The sequence below is a fragment of the Streptococcus mobilis genome (assembly GCF_059727625.1).
In genome coordinates, this window is record NZ_AP041823.1 from 1,027,430 (window position 1) to 1,048,854 (window position 21,425).

A 21,425-nucleotide genomic window follows, 5' to 3' on the forward strand; every position below is an offset into this window, starting at 1 on the left:
TTGTAATTGGAGTTGTCATGCTTGTCTTTGAATTTTGTGCAGAGAATTTAACTTATATTGATAAGGCGATTGCTGCTGGGGCAGGTCGCATTGAACTGTGCGACAATCTGGCAGTAGGCGGGACCACACCGAGTATAGGTGTGATCAATGAAGCAATCAAACTGACAAGAGCGAAGTCTGTGGATCTATGTGTGATCATTCGGCCCCGTGGTGGAGATTTTGTCTACACTGATCTGGAAGTCGAAGCTATGCTGACGGATATTCGTGCTGCGAAAGAAATAGGGGTTACTTGTTTTGTTCTGGGTGCGCTGACGAGCGATCGAAAGTTGGACCAGAAGGTCATGCAGCTTTTACTAGCAGCCTGTGGAGAGGCAGAGGTGGTCTTTCATATGGCCTTTGATGAGTTAGCTCATACAGATCAGCTAGAAGCGATTGAGTGGCTTTCTGATCAGGGTGTAGCCCGCATTTTAACACGAGCCGGAAGTCCAGGTGACCCACTAGAGCAACGTTTTGCCCACTATCATCGTTTATTAGATGCGGCTAAGGGAAAGATTCAGATCCTGCCAGGTGGAGGTGTGACCCTTGACAATCGTCAGCTCTTTTTGGAGCAATTGGGCGTTTGTCAACTGCATGGCACGCGCATTGTGTTTTAAAAAAGAAACGATCACTGCTTGAAGTAGTTTTGAAGATCCGTTATCAAGGTTGGGGACGTTGTTTCCAGCCTCTTCTAGTGTAAAAATGAATAAGGGAGAGGAAATGTTTTTAGAGCATTATTTTGACCGGTACACCTTTCAGCCAGAAAAGGGATTGGCTTACGGATTTGAGAAGAAAGGGGCAGGCTATGAGTACCAGTGTCCCGTCTTATCGGACACTTTTCTCTTAAATGTCCAGGTCTGCGACCGGAAGATTTCTTTTCAGGTCTATGATCAGGATACAGGGGACGAGTATATCCAGATCCATCTGGAACAGCTACAAGGAAATTTCGTTGGCCAAGTCAGAGAAGCTTGTCAGGAAAGTCTTGCAAGGATCCGCCAAGCTTGTTTTGAGGTAGAAGAATTTCTCTATCCTCAAGCCAAGCGTCTCATGGCCTATATCTCCCTGCACTATCAGGGAACGATTGAGTATTTGTGGGAAAGATCTCCGGAATCCGGCGCTATTCGCCACCGAGACACCCTCAAGTGGTATGGTGTCTTTATGACCATTGATTGGAAAAAACTGGATGCTGGCAAGTCTGGGAAAATAGAAGTTTTGAATGTTAAGTCTGATCAAGTAGCCCATTTCATCCAGCAGAAAGGGATTTATCCAGCTTTTCATATGAATAAAAAATATTGGGTGAGTATCCCCTTAGATGGAACAATTGCTGATGAGGACTTGTTTGCTCTGGTGGATAGTAGCTGGCAACTCACCAAAAAGGGGAAATAAGATGAATCTGTTGAGGAAATTATCTTGGTTTTTTAATTTAGAGAAGAAGCGATACTTGATCGGGATAGGGTCCTTGATCTTGGTTAGTTTTTTAAACCTCATTCCTCCAAGAATCATGGGACTTGTGATCGATTTGATCGATAAAAGAAGGCTGACACTGGGGCAGTTAGTTGTGGATATCGCCCTTTTGGTCCTCGCAGCTCTAGCCATGTATGGTCTTCGTTTTGTCTGGAGACGCTATATTTTTGGGACGGCTAATAAGTTGGCTCGGATCTTGCGTTACCGTTTGTTTAAGCAATTTACGCTCATGTCTCCGTCTTTTTATCAGCGTTATCGGACAGGGAATCTCATGGCCCATGCTACTAATGATATCAATGCGGTAACCATGTTTGCTGGTGGCGGCGTTATGTCTGCAGTGGATGCTTCCGTGACGGCCTTGGTGACTCTAGTCAGCATGTTTTTCATGATTGATTGGCGCTTAACCCTCTTGGCTATTTTGCCCCTACCGGTTATGGTGGTAGTGACTTCAGCTATTGGCCGCAAAAACCACAAAGCCTTCAAAGAGGCCCAAGAAGGCTTCTCAGAGCTGAACAACTTTGTTCAGGAATCAGTATCAGGAGTCAAGGTGACCAAATCCTTTGGCTTTCAGGCAGATGAGATTCAGGCTTTTGAAAAAACCAATCAAATGGTCTTTCGAAAAAATATGACTTCCGCCGGTTACAATGCTTTGTTTGATCCGACCACTCTTCTTTTTGTAGGTCTCTCCTATGTTTTGACGCTCTACTTCGGGGGGCTATTTGTTCAGGAAGGGAGCCTGACGGTTGGACAAATTGTAACCTTTATTACCTATCTCAATATGCTCGTCTGGCCCCTTCAAGCCATGGGCTTCTTGTTTAATATTAGTCAGCGGGCTAGCGTCTCCTATGATCGGATTGAGACACTTTTAGCAGAAACACCGGATATCCAAGATCCGAGTCAACCAGTCAGAGAAATCCAAAACGGCGATCTGGAATATGACATTGAAGAATTCGCCTATGAGAAAGAGCCTGTCCTTGAAAAGGTTGCCTTTCATTTAGAAAAAGGGCAAACCCTTGGAATTGTAGGACCAACTGGATCTGGAAAAACCACCTTGTTGCGTCTCTTGCTTAGAGAGCATGACTTGGAGCAGGGAGATATCTTGCTCAATGGAATCTCTATCAAAGACTATCGTTTAGAAGATCTTCGAAGCTTGATCGGCTATGTCCCTCAAGATCAGATCCTCTTTGCCATGACCATTCGCGAGAATGTCGCTTTTTCAGATCCACAGATCAAGGAAGAAGAGGTGATGAAGGCTCTTAGAACTTGTGGAGTCTATGAGGATATTCTGGCCATGCCAGACCAGATGGAGACAGTGCTGGGAGAGCGAGGGGTCTCTCTTTCTGGCGGGCAAAAGCAACGGATTGCCATGAGTCGTGCTTTGGTCATGAATCCTGAGATCTTAATCTTGGATGATTCCCTGTCTGCAGTAGATGCTAAGACGGAGCACCAAATCATTGAAAATATGAAGCAGGAACGCAAGGGGAAAACAACCATCATCACAGCCCATCGCCTATCAGCGATCGTTCATGCGGATTTGATTCTGGTAATGGAGAATGGACAGATCAAGGAGCGAGGAAATCACGAGGAATTAATGGCTCAAAAAGGTTGGTACTATGAAACCTACCAAGCCCAACAATTATCAGATGAAATGGAGGGAAAGCTGAATGAAAACATCTGAAGCTCATGTGATGAAGCGGCTCTTAACTTACATGTGGCGTTATAAATGGTTAACAGCTCTAGCCTTGGCCTTTACCTTCCTGACGAGTCTTTTATTGACGGCGATCCCTCTTGCAGCTCGCTGGTATATTGACCACCTAGTGGATCCAACAGAAGCAGGCTCTCCAGTTCTGACAGCTTTTCAGTTTCTCATTCTCTACTATGGGTTATTCATTGGGCGCGTGCTGGCGACCTACCTGAGCCAATTAACCTTTGCGCGTGTATCCAATTCTATCGTAAGAGACATTCGTCTAGATATTTTCAAAAATCTACAAAGGCTGGGCATGTCCTTTTATGACCAGACAGCAGCAGGTTCGATTGTTTCGCGGGTGACCAATGATACCCAGGCAGTCGCAGATATGTTTTCTACTGTCTTTTCAAGCCTGGTTTCATCCTTTTTACTCTTTTTAGTCACTCTAGTAACTATGTTTAGCTTGGACTGGCATTTGACCATTTGGATCCTGCCTTTTCTTCCCATCATTTGGTTTTCCATCCGTCTCTATCGCAAGTTATCCAATCGCTTGGTCAAGATGACCCGACAAAAATTATCAGATATCAATGTGAAATTATCGGAATCCATTGAAGGAATGCGGATCGTCCAGGCCTTTCGTCAAGAAAAACGCTTGACGGATGAATTCGAACAGATTAATGGGGAACATTTGGATTACGCCAACCGATCTGTGGATGTCAATTCCCTCTTTTTGAGGCCAGCTATGACCCTGTTACAGGTTCTGGCTTATGCGGTTATTCTAACCTTTTTCGGCCTAAATTGGCAGTCCTCTGGCTTTACAGCAGGTCTTATCTATGCCTTTATCCAGTATGTTAGCCAGCTTTTCCAGCCCTTGATTGATGTCACTCAAAATTTTGCAACCTTGCAGACCTCAACCATTTCTGCAGGTCGTGTCTTTGAAATGATGGATCGAGACGACTATGAGCCCAAGCAAGCTGGTAGCCTGAAAGAAATTGAGCGGGGGGATATTCGCTTTGACCATGTATCTTTTTCTTATGATGGCAAACGGGATGTCCTAAAAGAGATCTCCTTTGAGGTCAAAAACGGACAAACCATCGCTTTTGTTGGCCATACTGGGTCTGGTAAATCCTCTATTATCAATCTCTTCATGCGCTTTTATGAATTTGATCGTGGCCGGATCTTGATTGATGGACAGGATATCAAGGACTATAGCCAGGAAGCCTTGCGCAAGTCCATCGGTTTAGTGTTGCAGGAACCCTTCCTCTATCATGGAACCATTGCTTCTAATATCCGAATGTACCATGAAGAACTGACAGATGAGGAAATCCGACAAGCAGCCGCATTTGTGGATGTAGCAGACTTTATTGAGAGTCTACCTGGTGGCTATGATCATCCGGTAACAGAGCGGGGTTCTACCTTGTCGACCGGTCAGCGTCAGCTTCTGGCTTTTGCCCGAACCATTGCTGCCCAGCCTAAGATCCTCATTTTGGATGAGGCCACTGCCAATATCGACCAAGAGACGGAAGAGATGATCCAAAATTCTCTGAAGAAGATGCGCCAAGGGCGGACAACCATTGCCATTGCCCATCGCCTTTCTACCATCCAAGATGCCGATTGCATCTATGTTCTCGATAAAGGAAAAATCATCGAATCGGGCAATCACGACCAACTCATTGCTCTAGGAGGAACGTATAAGAAAATGTATGACCTTCAGGCCGGTATGATGAAATAAGGAAAACAAGATCTAAATGCAAATTTAACCTTGTTTTTCTTTCTTGAAAGCTGTAAAATAAAGAAAAGAACAGAAAAAGGGAGCATACACCATGTCAAACGATCTGATCCTGATGGGAGTTGTCATTGTCTTATTTGGACTCTATTTCACTCTTCAAGTCGAGCTTAATAAAGTCAGAAATCAATTCACCCACTATCTTCTAAAACCAGGTAGTATTTCCAAGGAACAAAGAGAGAAGTACCTCAAAGAACCAGAGATGGAAGCGATTCGCCTGATTCGTCTCGATTATCGGATCGGCCTTCAAAATGCCAAACTGATCTATGAGCAATTGAAGAAATAAGAAAGACCCTCGTATAGTCTATACGAGGGTTTCTCTTTCAAAAAAAGTCGTCAGCTTTGGTAAAACATTGGCCACATCTGCCGATTTGATCTTAACGAGTTGATAAGGACAAGAAGTAATGTAGGCTGCTTCAAAGAAATCAAGCGGGAGTCCACTGTGTTTTAAGGCAGCAAGAGATTGAACTTGGCTGAGTTCTAAAAGGATCCCATCGTGGGTCAGGGTCAGATGAGGGAGAAGAGAAGACTGATCCATCAAGGTCTTCAATCTTTCTTCTTCCTCTTTTTTTCTGGCTAGGAGTCGTTTTTTATTGGTCAGATACATACCATTATCAATGTAGAGACTCAAGGCCTTTTGCATGATGAGATTGCTATCATAGTCCAGAATCGTCTTATAGGTCAAGACTGGCTTTAGAAGGTCTTGGGGAAGAATCATGGAAGTGATGCGAAGAGCAGAAAAGAGATTGGTCGAAAAAGATTTGATGTAGATAACCCGGTCCTTTTGATCCAAATAATGAAAAGATGGAGCATTGCTGCTATCAAGATCTCCCAAATAGTCGTCCTCAACAAGGTATACATCATATTGGTCAGCTAGTTGCAAGATCGCTTCTTTCTGCTTGGTCGAATAGCTATGACCAAGCGGATAGTGAAAACGAGGGATCGTGTAGAAGAATTTGATATGGCCACTTTTGAAAATCTCTTCAAGTTCTTCGAGATCAATCCCCGTTAAATTACGTTGAATGGTACGGTAAGCAAGATGCTGCGAATCTAAGAGTTGGTTCATCCGATGATAAGTCGGTTGCTCGATCAAGATCTGAGACTTTTTATTGGGAAAGTCAATCTGGCTGAGGATATTGAGCGCCTGCTGGGTACCAGCAGTCAAAACAATCTGATCTGAAGTCGTATAAATCCCTTCTTCCTTCAATAAGCCTTGAATGGATTGGCGTACTTCTAGTAAGCCTGCTTGGTCCGAAAAGTTATTGAAGAGATAATTCTCCCGTCCAATCAAGGTTTCATTGATACAGGTCCGGAAGTCCTCGAAAGCCTGGTTGCGGTCTTTCTCTAATTTTAGTGGAAGATCTTCATGTTGATCAGGTGCTTGCTCCAAAACATAGTAGCCACTTTGAGGCTTAGCATAGAGGAAGTGCTGGTAAGTCAAGTCCAGCAAGGCTCGTTGCACCGTGTCCTTACTACAAGAAAATTGACTGGCTAATTGACGAACAGAGGGAATTTTCTCTCCGGTTTCCAGTTCTCCATCTTGAATGGCTTTTTTTAGTACATGAATGATTTCTTTGTATTTGCTTGTCTTCATCCTGACTGTCCCCATACAGTTTTTTACTATTGTACAGAAAAAATCACAAAAAAACCACTCCCAAGAGTGGTGAGCGTATCACATAAAGTAAACGATGGCTAAATACTGAAGAGCAGAAGCTGCTAGGATGAAGAGGTGCCAAATCATGTGGAAGTAAGGTTTTTTCTTAGCATAAAAGCCAGCTCCAACCGTGTAGCACAGGCCGCCCATGAGCATGAGACCCCAGAAGATCGGATTGGTTTGGCTGACGATTTGGGGAATAATAAAGATAACCAACCAGCCCATGATCAAGTAAAGAGCGAGACTGAACTTTTCATTGACTTTTTTGGCAAAGATTTTGTAGAGAATACCAAAGATGGTGGTCCCCCATTGGATCAAGATAATGCTGTAGCCCATCCAGTTGTTCATCAAGGTGAGGACAACTGGTGTGTAACTACCTGCGATCGCAATGTAGATCATGGAATGGTCGATAATACGAAGCACATACTTTTGAGGTGAATCGTAAGACATAGCATGGTAGACGGTCGAAGACAGAAACATCAAAAATAGACTGATCACAAAGATAGAAGTTCCAAAAGCACTAAGCAGACCGTGTTGCTCAAAGCTATAGACTGCTGAGATCGGAAGTAAAATCAACATGAGGAGGGCTCCAACAGCGTGGGTTACGCTATTGGCGATCTCTTCTCCAAAGGATAATTTTTTACTTAGTTTCATGGTGTAATTCATCAGTTTCTTCCTCCGTTTTTACTGGTTGAATATAAGATAGGGTTTCAAGATAAAGTTGAACTGTCTGACAGGCAGAGCGAATGATGGGAGCGATCGGCTCTTTTTGCTCATTGAGATAAGCGACAAAGCTATTATAGAGAAGATCTGAACTCGCCTGGTCCTGCAAGAAATTTAAGGTAGAAGCGATCTCCTGAATAGAAAAGACCGTTTTTAAGGTTGTAATAGCGATCAAGCGAGCTACCTGTCTACGCTGGTATTTCTTCTTATCTGGTTTTTCGACATAGCCATGTTTTACGTAATTGTTGATCATGGCAGCCGTCAAGCCCTTGTCTGAAGAAGAGAGAACAGGTGCACAGGTTTTATTGACATAAAGAAGGACCTGATCGAGATAGAGGTCTAGCTCAGGCAGTTGCTCCCACGTTGGATAGGAAAAAGTGGACACTAAATCTTCACCTTTCTTTAATCTAGTTTTCATAACTAGATAATAACATTAATAAAAACTCCTGTCAAGAAAATTTGAAAAATATGGTACAATAGACCTATGAAACTATTAATTCCATCCGCCAAAGAACTGAACGAACAGGCTCGTATCGTCGAGCCCCAACCCTTGTCAGAGAACACAAAAACCATCCTCCAAGCTTTGAAGGCATTCTCCCTAGAAGAATTAGCGACCTTTTATGGGATCTCAGAGGAAAGAGCTCAAGTAGAAAAAGAAAGAATTGAGGCTTTGTTAGCTGGGAGTGCTAAAACCTATCCTGCTTTGGAACTGTTTGATGGCCTTATGTACCGTAGTATCGAGCGTCAAGACTTATCCGAAAAAGAGCAGGCTTATCTGCAGGAGCATTTGTTGATCACGACTGCTTTATACGGTGTACTACCTGCCTATGAAGGGATTGCTCCCCATCGCTTGGATTTTATGATGAAGTTAAAACCAGCTGGAAAATCTCTAAAGGTACTCTGGAAAGAGGACTATGATCAGGCAGTAGAAGGTGAGGAGCAGATCTTATCCCTTTTGTCCTCTGAGTTTGAACAGGTCTTTTCAAAAGCCATTCGTGAGCGAATGATTCGGATCAAATTCATGGAGAATCGTGGTGGAACCCTAAAGATTCACTCGACGATTTCAAAGAAAGCACGTGGGGCCATGGTGACAGCTATGATGAAGGAAGAAATCATCCATCTAGAAGATCTGAAATCATTAGAAGTAGCAGGTTTCTTTTATCGTGGGGATTTATCGCAAGAGAAGGAATGGGTCTTTGTGAAAGAATAAATAAAAATATTCCTGAGAAGCGTCAGGAATATTTTTTTGATCTGTTAGATAAAGAGAATGCACGATGAAAACTCCAAAATGGAGGATTTTGGAGTCAGAATCGTCTTGAGCAGTAGGCTTAGGCGATATGTTTGAATTTCTTCAAGAGTTCTGTCAACTCAGCTTGCTCGCCACTATTAAAGACTTGCATCAAGCGTTGAATATTCTTGATATGATCTGGAAGAGCTTCTTCGATCTTTTTACGACCGGCATCTGTAATAGATACAAGATAAGCACGGCGGTCTTCTGGATCGGTTTCGCGTGTAATCCAACCATCGCGGACCATATTGCGAATAACCACAGTCATATTTCCAGAGGTCGCAAGAATGCTGTCAATCAGATCTTGAATGCGAAGATCGCCTTTACTGTACAAGGTTTCAAGTACAGAGAATTGAGTTGGTGTCAACTGGTGCTTTTTAAAGATATGAGCCTCAGAGGCACGGATCAATCGTTCTGCCTTGTGGAAGACGATCATGGTTTTTAAATCTACGTTTGCATCTTTGAATAATCTCTTTAAATTTTCCATATCTATATTTTATCAATAAATAGTATTTCTGTCGTTTAATTTTATTTTCAAATTAGTTACAAAATTGTGACAAATTTATTAAACTATGAACAAATGATAGCATAGATGTTAATTTTACTTTGGTTATCAAACAATTTTATACTAAAACATTGTAACAGGTATGAAATATTAGTAACAATTCTTTCTTGAAAATCTATAGAATTCTAGGTGGCTTTGGTGTATAATGAGGGAGTGAAACAGAAAAATTATCTTTTTATCATATGGCAACATATAATAGGAATCTGTATCTTAGTGTTGACGATCCTTTTTTCTTGGCTATTTCTTGCTGAAAAAACTTCTGATCGCTTGCAGGATCAAATGGCGCAAGCAAGAAAAATAGCTCTGTCTCACTCTTCTATTGCTACTATTGAGTCGGAGAGTTTCTATCATGGCAAAGAAGCCTATCTTTCCTTTATTGGCAAGGACCAAGAAGGACAAGAATTAGCGGTCTTGGTGGCGCAGGCGGATGATGCAGTCTATACTTACCCTTTGAAAGAAGGAGTTAGTTCCAAAGAGGCAGCTTCTGTCGTCAAAGAGAAGAGTCAGGACGCGATTGATCGTGTCACTTTTGGACGCTTTAAAGGAAAACCGATCTGGGAAGTCAAGGCCGGGAGTTCCTATTATGTGGTGGATTTCAAGACTGGGAAAGTCACCGGTGTTTTTTAAGATTTGAGGAGGAAATATGAAATTATCAAATCGTGTATTGGAAATGGAAGAAAGTGTGACCTTGGCTGCAAATGCGCGTGCCAAAGCTTTGGCGGCAGAAGGTCGTGATATCTTAAGTTTGACCCTTGGTCAACCTGACTTTGCGACTCCAAAAAATATTCAAGAAGCAGCAGTCGCATCCATCGAGGATGGCCGTGCTAGCTTTTATACGGTTGCATCTGGACTTCCAGAATTGAAGGATGCCATTAGCGACTATATGAAGGAATTTTATGGCTATGCAGTGAACCGAAATGAAGTAGTGGTTGGTACTGGAGCCAAGTTTATTCTTTATGCTTTCTTTACATCTGTTATCAATCCAGGTGATGAAGTCATCATTCCAACCCCTTGCTGGGTTTCTTATGTAGACCAGGTCAAGATGGTAGAAGGCACACCTGTTACTTTCCAAACAACAGAAGAAAATCACTTCAAGGCAACGGTAGAGCAACTGGATGCAGCACGGACAGACAAGACCAAGGTTGTCTTGCTGAACTCGCCATCCAATCCAACAGGAATGATCTACAGTAAAGAAGAACTCGAGGCAATCGGAAATTGGGCTGTCGAACATGACATCTTGATTTTGGCAGACGATATCTATGGGCGATTGGTCTATAATGGCAATACCTTTACGCCCATTTCTAGCTTGTCAGAAGCGATTCGCAAGCAAACCATCGTTATTAACGGAGTTTCTAAGACCTATGCTATGACCGGTTGGCGGGTTGGTTTTGCAGTGGGTGATCCAGAGATTATTGGAGCCATGGCCAAGGTGATTAGCCAAACAACATCCAACTTAACAACCGTTTCCCAATATGCTGCAATCGAAGCCCTTACAGGAGATCAATCTTCTATTGAGATCATGCGTCAAGCTTTTGAAGAGCGCTTGAATACTATTTATCCTTTGTTGAATGAAGTACCTGGTTTTGAAGCCATCAAACCTCAAGGAGCCTTCTATCTCTTCCCAAATGTCAAGAAGGCCATGGAGATGAAGGGGTACACGGATGTGACGGAATTTACCACAGCGATTTTGGAAGAAGCAGAGGTTGCTTTGGTAACAGGAGCTGGCTTTGGTGCTCCTGAAAATGTACGCTTGTCTTATGCGACAGATTTGGATACCCTCAAAGAAGCTGTTCGCCGACTCAAGGCCTTTATGGAAAAATAAAATTACAAGATCCTTAGTAATGAGCTGAGGATCTTTTTCTTTAAAAAAAATCTGGTTTTCACAGGTAGAATCTAGCACTGAAAGCCTTTTTATGATACAATTAAGAAGATAATGTCTTCGGACAAGTTTAACGAGAAAAGGAAGATGAATGATGACAAAACGGATTACTATCATCGAAGTAAAAGATTACGTTGGTCAAGAAGTGACCATCGGTGCTTGGGTGGCCAACAAATCAGGAAAAGGAAAAATTGCTTTCTTGCAATTGCGTGACGGAACTGCCTTTTTCCAAGGTGTAGCTTTCAAACCAAACTTTATCGAAAAATTCGGAGAAGAAGTGGGTCTTGAAAAATTTGACACCATCAAACGCTTGAGCCAAGAAACATCTGTCTATGTGACAGGGATTGTTAAAGAAGACGAGCGTTCTAAATTTGGTTATGAGCTCGATATCACAGATATTGAAGTGATCGGTGAATCACAAGATTACCCAATCACTCCAAAAGAACACGGTACAGACTTCTTGATGGACAACCGCCATTTGTGGCTTCGTTCACGCAAACAAGTCGCTGTCATGCAAATCCGTAATGCTATTATCTATGCAACTTATGAGTTCTTCGATAAGAACGGCTTCATGAAGTTTGATAGCCCAATTCTTTCAGGAAATGCGGCGGAAGATTCAACTGAATTGTTTGAAACAGACTACTTTGGAACACCGGCCTACTTGAGCCAATCAGGACAGCTTTATCTTGAGGCTGGTGCTATGGCCCTTGGTCGCGTCTTTGACTTTGGTCCAGTATTCCGTGCCGAAAAATCAAAAACTCGTCGTCACTTGACTGAGTTCTGGATGATGGACGCTGAGTATTCATACTTGACACATGATGAATCACTTGACTTGCAAGAAGCTTATGTCAAAGCTCTTCTTCAAGGCGTTTTGGACCGTGCTCCTCAAGCCTTGGAAACATTGGAGCGTGATACAGAGCTCTTGAAACGATACATTGCTGAACCATTCAAACGGATCACCTATGATGAAGCCATTGATCTCTTGCAAGAGCATGAAAATGATGAAGATGCGGATTATGAGCATTTGGAACATGGTGATGACTTCGGCTCACCACATGAAACTTGGATTTCAAACCACTTTGGTGTGCCAACATTTGTCATGAACTACCCAGCAGCTATCAAGGCCTTCTACATGAAACCAGTTCCTGGAAATCCAGAGCGAGTGCTTTGTGCAGACTTGCTCGCACCAGAAGGATACGGAGAAATCATCGGTGGTTCGATGCGTGAGGAAGACTACGACGCCCTTGTTGCGAAGATGGAATCTCTTGGCATGGATCGCACAGAATATGAATTCTACCTTGACCTTCGTAAATACGGTACAGTTCCACACGGTGGATTTGGTATTGGGATTGAACGGATGGTTACTTTCGCGGCTGGTACAAAACACATTCGTGAAGCTATTCCATTCCCACGTATGTTGCATCGTATCAAACCTTAATAGACGTAAAAACGCCATTAGGCGTTTTTCACTTTTATCTGCTTCAAAAAACTATGAAAGGAAACTCAATGCTGAAAATAGACATCATCGATGGGAAAGAATACGAGGATGGTCAGGGGGCTTTGATCGCAGATCTAGATCATAGCATTCAACAGATGCTCAAGACTTCCTATCCTGAAAATCAAATGGATGATTTTATCACGTATAAAAATTTGAGCCAATATTGTATGGATTATCTAGGTCAGATTATTGAGCGTGCCAATGATAAAAACGAAGCCATTAAACAGCAGGTGACAGCTGTCATGCCTGAAAGCGAGCGTCCCTTTAACGTTGAAGACCGCTTGACAGCCAGCTATACCTTCGGTCAGAGGGTGGCGGATTCTGTTGCGCGCTTTGGTGGTTCATGGACTTTTATCATTAGTTTTATCATGATGATGGCTATCTGGATGTTGATCAATGTCTTGCATCCCTTTGGCTGGAATTTTGATCCTTATCCTTTCATCTTGCTGAATCTAGCACTTTCTACGATTGCGGCGATTCAAGCTCCTTTGATCATGATGAGCCAAAACAGGGCAGCAGATTATGATCGCCTGCAAGCGCGAAATGACTTTAACGTCAATATGGAGTCTGAACGGGAAATTCGCTTACTGCATACGAAAATTGACCATATGGTGCAACAAGACCAGACGGATTTACTGGAAATTCAAAAGTTGCAAACCGAATTGTTGGTGTCCTTGTCTAATCAAGTGGCCCAGCTGCGTCAAGAAATGAATCAAGAAAAATGAAGGAGGTGGAGAAGATGTAGGCAAATCTAAGTAAGTCTTTTAGAAACACTCATATAATCTATTGAAAGAGGAAAAACAATGTTTAAAAGAACTTACAAACGCAATATTTCACTCCTAGCAGGTTTGGAATTTACATCTTATTTTGGAATTACCAGTTTTTGGATTCTCTTTTTTATTCAAAATGGTCTTTCTTTGCTTCAGATTGGTTTATTAGAGAGTATCTTTCATGGGACGAGTCTCTTGTGTGAGATCCCATCTGGTATGTTAGCTGATCGCTTTAGCTACAAGACCAATCTCTATTTGGCTCGCTTGTCCAGTATTGGATCTTCTATCTTGATTTTATTTGGTCAGGGGAATTTTTGGATCTATGCCATTGCCATGATGGTCAATGCTTGGTCTTATAATTTTGACTCGGGGACCAGTACCGCTTTCTTATTTGATTCAGCGGTGGAAGCAGGTCAAAAAGACCGTTATCTTCAGATTTCTAGCTTCTTGTCTGGTGTGGCCGAAGTCACCCGAACGTTAGGTACAGTTGTGGCAGGCTTCTTTATTCACGGAGCATTGGCTTGGACCTATTATATTGCTATTGGGCTTTCCTTGCTTTCCATTCTTTTGATCTTTCTGATGAAAGAGCCAGAGAGCAAGAGTGATGAAAGAAATCATTTGACCTTAAAGCGGATATTGGAGGTAGTGAAACAAGAATGGCAGGAAAAAACAGTCTTGTTTTACTGGATGCTCACCTATCAGTTGGTAGGGACCATCATGTGTATGTTTTATTTTTACTACCAACAGAAAATTAGTGACTTAGCTAGTTGGCAAGTTTCGCTCATCATGTTAATTGGTAGTGGATTCAATCTCCTAGCGGTTTATTTGGCCAGTCAAATCGGGAAAAAATGGAATAGTAATCAAGTCTTTCCGATTCTAGTTGCACTGACAGGGTTGGCCTTGCTTTTAGTAGGTGTAAAGACCCCATTCGCCTATCTGAGTGTCTATCTCTTGACCAATGCCCTTTATGCCGTTTATCAACCCATCTACTACAATGATTTACAAGCCTATCTACCTTCAAGTGTACGAGCAACCATGCTGAGTATCAATTCCATGATGTTTAGTCTATCTATGATTGTCATTTTCCCACTGACTGGTTGGTTCATTGATAGCTGTGGCTTTGTAGCAGTCTTTCTTGTATTAGGCCTTATAACACTATTTTCTTTCCCACTACTAATGATTGGGTTGGGGAAAATGGGCAAGATCTTAAGCAAGGTAACAAAGAAGGAATAAGATTTCTGACCTTCATCTGGTCAGTATTCAACTCTCTCTGCTCTGCAGGGAGAGTTTTTTTGTCAGTTATAATTGTGGTAAAATAGGTATATCCTATTTAAAAAGAATCGAGTTGTATGAAATCATTATTGAAGTATTTTAAGGGCTATCTATGGGAAACTTTTCTAGGGCCCGTGTTTAAGCTTTTAGAAGCTATTTTTGAATTGTGTGTCCCCTTAATCATCGCCCACTTAGTCGATCAGGTCATTCCGAAAAAGGAAACGAGCGCAGTGGTGATGACGGTCGGTGTTTTGTTTTTATTTGCGAGCTTTGGTGTCGTCGTAGCTATTACGGCCCAGTATTTTTCTTCTAAAGCAGCTGTCGGCTTTACCCGCGAGATGACCAAGGATTTGTATGAGAAGATCTTATCACTTCCAAAGGACAAGCGCGATAGGATCGGGACTTCTAGTTTGGTAACCCGTCTCACTTCTGATACCTATCAAATTCAGGTTGGGATCAACCAATTCTTGCGCCTCTTTTTGAGAGCACCGATTATTGTCTTTGGTTCTATCATCATGGCTTTCACCATCAGTCCTAAACTAACCCTTTGGTTCTTGGGGATGGTGGCGATTTTAACCTTGATTATTGTGATCATGTCTCGGATTGTCAATCCTCTTTTTGCCAAGATCCGGAAAATCACAGACCGAATGGTCACAGTGACGCGTCAGCAATTTCAAGGGATGCGGGTGATTCGGGCCTTTGGACAACAGTCTAGTGAATTAGAGGACTTTAGAGAGGTCAATCAGGACTACAAGATCTGGCAAATTCGCGCTGGTATCTGGTCTAGTTTGGTCAGTCCCTTGACCTTCCTTGTGGTCAATACGACCTTGGTTTGTGTCATTTGGCAAGGACAATTGAATATCTCTGCTGGTCTTTTAACCCAAGGGATGTTGGTCGCTTTGGTCAATTATTTATTACAAATTTTAACAGAATTGATCAAACTGGCGATGCTGGTCACGTCTTTAAATGTCAGCTATATTTCAGCTAAGCGTGTTCAAGAGATTTTTGATTTGAAGGAAGAAGACCTCTTAGAAGCTCTGCCAGAAGAAACTGCAAGAGAGCAAGAAGCGATCAGCGCACAGAAAGTTACTTTCACTTATCCAACGGCTTCAAGCCCAGCTCTAGAAGATATTTCCTTTGATCTGGATCATGGACAGATGTTGGGAATTATCGGTGGTACAGGATCTGGGAAGTCTACCCTGGTTCAGTTATTGAGTCATTTGTATACTGTGAGTCAAGGAAAATTAGCCCTCTATCATCAAGCTCACTCTCCTAAAACTCTCAAGGAGTGGCGGGACTGGGTAGCTGTTGTTCCACAGAAGGCAGAGCTCTTTAGAGGGACTATCCGCTCGAATCTCTTACTAGGGATGGAAGAAAATCTATCGGATGATGATTTGTGGTGGGCCCTAGAAACAGCTCAGGCAGCTGATTTTGTCCGTGAAAAAGAAGGACAACTCGATGAGCCAGTGGAAGCCTTTGGTCGAAATTTCTCAGGAGGCCAACGTCAACGGTTGACCATTGCGCGTGCCCTTTTGAAGAAGGCTCCTTTCTTGATTTTGGATGATTCAACTTCTGCCTTGGATTATTTGACGGAAGCTCGTCTCTTAAAATCGATTAAAGAAGAATTGAGTGATACGAGTTTGATCTTAGTATCTCAACGAACCAATAGTCTCAAGACTGCTGATCAGATTTTAGTCTTGAACAAGGGACATCAAGTAGGACTGGGAAATCATGATTTCCTTTTGTCTACCAATGAGATTTATCAAGAAATTCATTATTCACAACACGGGAGGGAGGAAGCATGAGTCAAAAACGTTCCAGTTATTTAAAACGTCTGTTTAGAGATTTTGCTCACCATCCCGGGCTCCTGATCCTAGCTAGTCTTGGAACCATTGCTCAAGTGGCCTTAACGGTTTGGTTACCGATCCTGATCGGACATGCGGTTGATTTAGTCATCAATCCTCAAGGAATGACAGTCTTATGGCCCGTTTTGATCCAAATGGTTCTGGTCATTGTGGCTAATACCCTGATCCAATGGATCAATCCTCTTGTCTACAATCAATTGGTCTATCGGTTTAGCCAAAGCCTAAGAGCAGAAGTGATGGAAAAAGTACACCGATTGCCCTTGTCTTATCTAGATAAACAAGGGAGCGGGGACTTTGTCAGTCGCCTCACGACCGATGTAGAGCAACTCAATAGTGGTCTTCTGATGGTCTTTAACCAGTTCTTTGTTGGCCTCTTAACCATTCTTGTCACCATCGTGACCATGGCAGAATTGGATTTCTTTATGATGTTGGCGGTTCTGGTCTTGACCCCTTTATCCCTGGTGATTGCTCGTTTTATTGCCAAGCGTTCTTATACGCTTTTCCAAAAGCAGACCAAGGCGCGTGGTCTTCAAACTCAGTTGATCGAAGAGTCCTTGACCCAGGAAAGTTTGATCCAGTCCTTTAATGCTCAGGATCAATTCCGTACGGCTTTTAAGGGGACGAATGAAAGCTATGCCAATTATTCCCAATCCGCTGTCTTTTATTCTTCAACTGTCAACCCTGCCACTCGCTTTGTGAATGCCTTGATTTATGCAGTAGTGGCTGGATTTGGTGCTGTACGCATTATTTCGGGATCTCACTTTACTGTTGGTCAATTGGTGACCTTCCTCAATTATGTCAACCAATACACCAAGCCCTTTAATGATATCTCCTCTGTCTTGTCAGAACTCCAAAGTGCCCTTGCCTGCGCAGAGCGCTTGTACAGCGTCTTGGATCAAGCTGAGGTCGAAGAGACGGGGCAACGGGTCCTGAAAAGTCAGGATGTTAAAGGTGCGATTGGTTTTGAACACGTCACATTTGGCTATGATTTGGGTCGGACCTTGATCAAAGATTTAACTATTCAGGTTCCAGCTGCCAGTAAGGTTGCCATTGTAGGACCTACAGGAGCAGGAAAGTCGACCTTGATTAATCTGCTCATGCGTTTCTACCCTGTTAATTCTGGAGAGATCACGATTGATGGGGTGCCAATTACGGACTACACCCGTGCTTCTTACCGCCAACAGTTTGGTATGGTTCTGCAAGAAACCTGGCTCAAGGTTGGGACCATTCATGAAAATATTGCCTTTTCTCGTCCAGATGCAACTAGAGAAGAAGTCATAGAAGCAGCCAAAGCGGCCAATGCAGATTTCTTCATTCGGCAGTTGCCACAAGGGTATGATACTTATCTTTCAGATGCTGGAGAGTCTTTGTCTCAAGGTCAACGCCAACTCTTAACGATTGCGCGTGTTTTCCTTTCAGTTCCTAAGATTTTGATCTTGGATGAGGCTACATCCTCCATCGATACTCGGACTGAGGTCTTGATTCAAGATGCCTTTAATCAGCTCATGAAGGGACGGACCAGCTTCATCATCGCTCACCGCTTATCGACCATTCAAAATGCCGATATGATCCTTGTCATGGTGGATGGCGACATTGTTGAACATGGTACTCATGAAGAGCTAATGCAAGCGCAAGGTGTTTACTACAAAATGCAGACAGCACAGCAACAGATTAGTTAAAATGAAAAGAGAGTGGGACAGAAATCGGTAATTCGTTAGAATTCGATTTCGTCGTCCCACCTCCGCACAGTTGAGTAGGGCTTTAAAAGCTGATGAAATCAGCGTAGTAGAGCCCACTCAACCACTGCGTCTTGCTCGACAATCCAAAAATAATTGAGAGGCTAGGACTTTTGTTCCAGCCTCTTTTTTCGTCTAAAAAAACATCTAGCAAAATTGCTAGATGCTTCAAAAACCACTATTTTTTAAACGTTTAGAACCTTATCCAAGAATTCTTTCAAGCGTGGGTGTTGTGGGTTGTCGAAGATTTGGTCTGGTTTGCCGTCTTCGAGGAATTCACCGTCTGCTGTGAAGATGACGCGGTTGGCTACTTGGCGGGCAAATCCCATCTCGTGGGTAACGATGATCATGGTCATGCCTTGCTCTGCCAACTCTTTCATAACGTTCAATACATCTCCAACCATCTCAGGGTCAAGGGCAGAAGTAGGTTCGTCAAAGAGCATAATATCTGGATTCATGGCGAGTCCACGGGCAATGGCCACACGTTGTTTTTGACCACCGGAAAGGCTGTTCGGATTGGCATCGGCTTTATCTGCGAGTCCAACTTTTTCCAACAATTCCATTCCGACTTTTTGAGCTTCTTCACGGGTCATCAGTTTGTGCTCTACTGGCGCAAACATAATGTTTTCAAGGACGCTCATGTGAGGGAAGAGGTTGAAGTGTTGGAAAACCATCCCGATATTTTCACGGACCAAATCAACATTGGTTTTCGGATCGGTTAGATCATATCCATTTACGGTAATTTGACCTTTTGTCACTTCTTCGAGGAGATTGAGACTACGAAGGAAGGTCGATTTACCAGAACCGGACGGTCCAATAATGCAGACCACATCCCCTTCGTAGAATTTTGTTGAGATTCCTTTTAAGACCTCATTTTCACCATAGTATTTGTGGAGGTCATGGACATCAATTTTTAATTTAGCCATTAGTTAACCTTCTTTTCTAATTTTTTTGCAAATCGTGTTAGCAAGGTGATAATCACGAGGTAGAAGACGGCAAGGATCGCATACATCTTGAAACTTTGGTAGTTTCGAGCAATGATGATCTTACCAGTTTGGAAGAGTTCTACCAATCCGATCGCAGAAACGATAGTCGTATCTTTCAGGGCAATGACGAATTGGTTAACAAAGTTTGGAAGCATGAGTTTGGTTGCTTGTGGCAAGATGATCTTACGCATGGTCTTGCCATAGGAGATTCCCAGGCTTCGGCTGGCTTCCATCTGTCCAATCGGTACAGCTTGGATCCCCCCACGAACAATTTCTGCAATATAGGCAGCAGCATTGAGGGAGAGGGCGATGGTACCTGCAACAAAGTCGTTGATTGGGGATTGATGACCTGTGACAGATTCAATCAAGTTTGGAATTCCCCAGAAGATGAAGGCAGCAAGGATCATCAATGGGATCCCACGAATAACATCGACAAAGATTTCTGCTGTCCAGCGGAGCCATTTATAAGGGCTAACACTAAACATCCCAAAGATAACACCGATCACCATAGCAATCGCGAAAGAGAGAAGTGCAAGGGCTAGAGTCACACCCAAACCGCTTAACAATTGTTTGTAATTGTTTTGGAGCAAGCCCCAAATCGTTGTTTCATCTACGGCTGTACTTGAAGTAGATTTGCTATCTGATTTAAGGTATTTATCAAGAATCTTTTGGTATTGGCCACTTTTCTTCAAGTTTGCAAGCCCGTTATTGAACATTTCGATCAATTCAGGATTTTCTCCTTTTTTAACGGCAAATGCTAGTTGACCACTTGGAGTTCCTTCGATAGGTGTTTTGAATTTGCGTCCTTGTTTAATAGCGTATTTGATAACAGGTTCGTCATCCATAATCGCTGCAACAGAACCAGAATTCAAACTGTCATACATAGAAGCTCCGTCAGAGAACGTTTTGATCTTGTAACCATATTTCTTTTGGTTCTCTTCAAGGAAGTTTTGGGAGGAAGTACCGTTTTTAACACCGACTGTCTTTCCTTTAAGGTCATCATAAGAATCAATCTTGCTACTTTCTTGAACGGCTAGAATAGAATTGGCCGTGTAGTATGGTTCAGAAAAATCAAATGTTTCTTTCCGAGCATCTGTAACAGTCATCCCTGCGATCATTCCTTGCGCATGGCCGGATTGAACATCACTTACCGCAGCATCAAATCCAGGATTGTCAATCTCGATGGTAAATCCTTGGTCTTTAGCAATAGCCTTGATCAAGTCCATATCGATTCCTGTGTATTTGTTTTTTCCATTTTGGAAGACAAATGGTGCAAAGGAAGAATCACTTGAAATGCTATATTTTGATTTTTTAGGAGTTGCTTTTTGACCAGCAGGAGTGGTGGTTTCTGGAACGGCACTGTTACTTGATGATTGGCTTTCACCTGTCCATTTCTTGATGATCTCATCAAGTGTCCCGTCAGCTTTCATTTGAGCGAGAGCCTTGTTAAATTCAGTAATCAACTTTTCATGATTTCCACCTTTTTTAACTCCAAAGGCAAAGCCACCGACTGCTTCCCCGTCCATATTGATAGCTAGGTCCTGACCCTTTTGAATGGCATATTGAATGACGGGTTGGTCATCCATCACCGCATCGACCGCACCAGCTGATAAACTGTTGTACATGAGATCACCGGTATCAAAAGTCTTGATCTTGTAGCCGTACTTGTCCTTATTTTTATCGAGGAAGCGTTGGGCTGCAGTGCCGTTTTTAACACCGACTGTCTTCCCTTTTAATTGGCTGTACTTAGTGATTTTGTCAGCTTTTTTAGTCGCAATGACAACTTTTGTATCGTAGTAAGTATCAGACATGGTGAAGACTTTTTCACGTTCTGTTGTTTTGGTCATCCCTGCCATGATGGCATCCGCTTGACCAGCTTGAACTGCATTGACCGCTGCATCAAATCCAGGGAAGGATTTGTCCAAATCCCAGCCATTGATTTCAGCGACCTTGTCCAAGATCTCTACGTCAATTCCTTTATAGGTTTGATCTGAATCCTTAAATTCAAATGGTGCATACGCTGTATCGAAAACGACCTTGATCGTTTCAGCATGAGCATGACCAGCGAATGCAACGAATGGAAATAAGAAAAGCAAACATGCTAGTAATTTTTTCTTCATTTCTGTCTCCTTATAATTCTTTTCTCTTTGGGGATTTGACCCATGAGCACATTGACCAAAGGATGGCCTTAAAAAAACAAATCATCCATACCAAAT

At 42.7% G+C, this 21,425-nt stretch carries 19 protein-coding genes; 13 read left to right on the forward strand and 6 right to left on the reverse strand.

Translation table 11 applies throughout. The features are described from left to right. Nucleotides 1–17 precede the first annotated feature (17 nt). The 5 genes from AC6IZR_RS04860 (at nt 18) to AC6IZR_RS04880 (ending at nt 5,259) form a co-directional block, all read left to right on the forward strand. A complete protein-coding gene (locus AC6IZR_RS04860) occupies nt 18–653 on the forward strand; it encodes a copper homeostasis protein CutC (protein WP_021153351.1) in 636 nt (211 codons plus the stop codon). A 103-nt stretch (nt 654–756) separates the two neighbouring features. Further along, nucleotides 757–1,422, forward strand: coding sequence for an MmcQ/YjbR family DNA-binding protein (locus tag AC6IZR_RS04865; RefSeq protein WP_155167682.1), 666 nt, complete (start codon nt 757–759; stop codon nt 1,420–1,422). A 1-nt stretch (nt 1,423) separates the two neighbouring features. Further along, nucleotides 1,424–3,178, forward strand: coding sequence for an ABC transporter ATP-binding protein (locus AC6IZR_RS04870; RefSeq protein WP_480992898.1), 1,755 nt, complete (start codon nt 1,424–1,426; stop codon nt 3,176–3,178). Continuing rightward, entirely contained in the window at nt 3,165–4,919 is a 1,755-nt protein-coding gene (locus AC6IZR_RS04875) for an ABC transporter ATP-binding protein (protein WP_497848908.1), read from the forward strand. The genes AC6IZR_RS04870 and AC6IZR_RS04875 overlap by 14 nt, the downstream gene beginning before the upstream one ends. A 91-nt stretch (nt 4,920–5,010) precedes the next feature. Beyond that, nucleotides 5,011–5,259, forward strand: coding sequence for a hypothetical protein (locus AC6IZR_RS04880; RefSeq protein WP_003001593.1), 249 nt, complete (start codon nt 5,011–5,013; stop codon nt 5,257–5,259). A gap of 18 nt (nt 5,260–5,277) precedes the next feature. Here AC6IZR_RS04880 and AC6IZR_RS04885 read toward each other — a convergent pair whose 3' ends face one another. From AC6IZR_RS04885 to AC6IZR_RS04895, 3 genes are all read right to left on the reverse strand, one after another. Continuing rightward, nucleotides 5,278–6,582, reverse strand: coding sequence for an aminotransferase-like domain-containing protein (locus AC6IZR_RS04885; RefSeq protein ID WP_497848909.1), 1,305 nt, complete (start codon nt 6,580–6,582; stop codon nt 5,278–5,280). Nucleotides 6,583–6,645: 63 nt separating this feature from the next. Beyond that, on the reverse strand, nt 6,646–7,293 hold the full coding sequence (trhA, locus tag AC6IZR_RS04890; protein ID WP_003011253.1) for a PAQR family membrane homeostasis protein TrhA: 648 nt from the start codon (nt 7,291–7,293) through the stop codon (nt 6,646–6,648). Beyond that, on the reverse strand, nt 7,268–7,768 hold the full coding sequence (locus AC6IZR_RS04895) for a DUF1836 domain-containing protein (RefSeq protein WP_013903686.1): 501 nt from the start codon (nt 7,766–7,768) through the stop codon (nt 7,268–7,270). The genes trhA and AC6IZR_RS04895 overlap by 26 nt, the downstream gene beginning before the upstream one ends. Before the next feature lie 66 nt (nt 7,769–7,834). Here AC6IZR_RS04895 and yaaA point away from each other — a divergent pair, with 66 nt between their 5' ends. Further along, complete coding sequence (gene yaaA, locus AC6IZR_RS04900) at nt 7,835–8,560, forward strand: peroxide stress protein YaaA (RefSeq protein ID WP_497848910.1); 726 nt, start codon at nt 7,835–7,837, stop codon at nt 8,558–8,560. 118 nt (nt 8,561–8,678) lie between these two features. Here yaaA and AC6IZR_RS04905 read toward each other — a convergent pair whose 3' ends face one another. Next, nucleotides 8,679–9,125, reverse strand: a complete 447-nt coding sequence (locus tag AC6IZR_RS04905; RefSeq protein WP_497848911.1) for a MarR family winged helix-turn-helix transcriptional regulator — start codon at nt 9,123–9,125, stop codon at nt 8,679–8,681. Nucleotides 9,126–9,416: 291 nt separating this feature from the next. Here AC6IZR_RS04905 and AC6IZR_RS04910 point away from each other — a divergent pair, with 291 nt between their 5' ends. The 7 genes from AC6IZR_RS04910 (at nt 9,417) to AC6IZR_RS04940 (ending at nt 18,166) form a co-directional block, all read left to right on the forward strand. Continuing rightward, entirely contained in the window at nt 9,417–9,830 is a 414-nt protein-coding gene (locus AC6IZR_RS04910) for a cell wall elongation regulator TseB-like domain-containing protein (protein ID WP_368397512.1), read from the forward strand. A 16-nt stretch (nt 9,831–9,846) separates the two neighbouring features. Continuing rightward, entirely contained in the window at nt 9,847–11,025 is a 1,179-nt protein-coding gene (locus AC6IZR_RS04915) for a pyridoxal phosphate-dependent aminotransferase (RefSeq protein WP_254726764.1), read from the forward strand. A 148-nt stretch (nt 11,026–11,173) separates the two neighbouring features. Then, on the forward strand, nt 11,174–12,520 hold the full coding sequence (gene asnS, locus AC6IZR_RS04920) for an asparagine--tRNA ligase (RefSeq protein ID WP_497848912.1): 1,347 nt from the start codon (nt 11,174–11,176) through the stop codon (nt 12,518–12,520). A 68-nt stretch (nt 12,521–12,588) separates the two neighbouring features. Beyond that, the gene (locus tag AC6IZR_RS04925; RefSeq protein WP_497848913.1) at nt 12,589–13,305 is read left to right on the forward strand and encodes a DUF1003 domain-containing protein; all 717 of its coding nucleotides are present in this window, start codon (nt 12,589–12,591) and stop codon (nt 13,303–13,305) included. Nucleotides 13,306–13,383: 78 nt separating this feature from the next. After that, nucleotides 13,384–14,583, forward strand: coding sequence for an MFS transporter (locus AC6IZR_RS04930; RefSeq protein WP_497848914.1), 1,200 nt, complete (start codon nt 13,384–13,386; stop codon nt 14,581–14,583). A gap of 116 nt (nt 14,584–14,699) precedes the next feature. Next, a complete protein-coding gene (locus AC6IZR_RS04935; RefSeq protein WP_497848915.1) occupies nt 14,700–16,427 on the forward strand; it encodes an ABC transporter ATP-binding protein in 1,728 nt (575 codons plus the stop codon). Then, a complete protein-coding gene (locus AC6IZR_RS04940; RefSeq protein WP_497848916.1) occupies nt 16,424–18,166 on the forward strand; it encodes an ABC transporter ATP-binding protein in 1,743 nt (580 codons plus the stop codon). The genes AC6IZR_RS04935 and AC6IZR_RS04940 overlap by 4 nt, the downstream gene beginning before the upstream one ends. Before the next feature lie 242 nt (nt 18,167–18,408). Here AC6IZR_RS04940 and AC6IZR_RS04945 read toward each other — a convergent pair whose 3' ends face one another. Continuing rightward, entirely contained in the window at nt 18,409–19,149 is a 741-nt protein-coding gene (locus AC6IZR_RS04945; protein ID WP_003007564.1) for an amino acid ABC transporter ATP-binding protein, read from the reverse strand. Next, nucleotides 19,149–21,329, reverse strand: a complete 2,181-nt coding sequence (locus AC6IZR_RS04950) for an amino acid ABC transporter substrate-binding protein/permease (protein ID WP_049517815.1) — start codon at nt 21,327–21,329, stop codon at nt 19,149–19,151. The genes AC6IZR_RS04945 and AC6IZR_RS04950 overlap by 1 nt, the downstream gene beginning before the upstream one ends. Between the last annotated feature and the right edge of the window lie 96 nt (nt 21,330–21,425).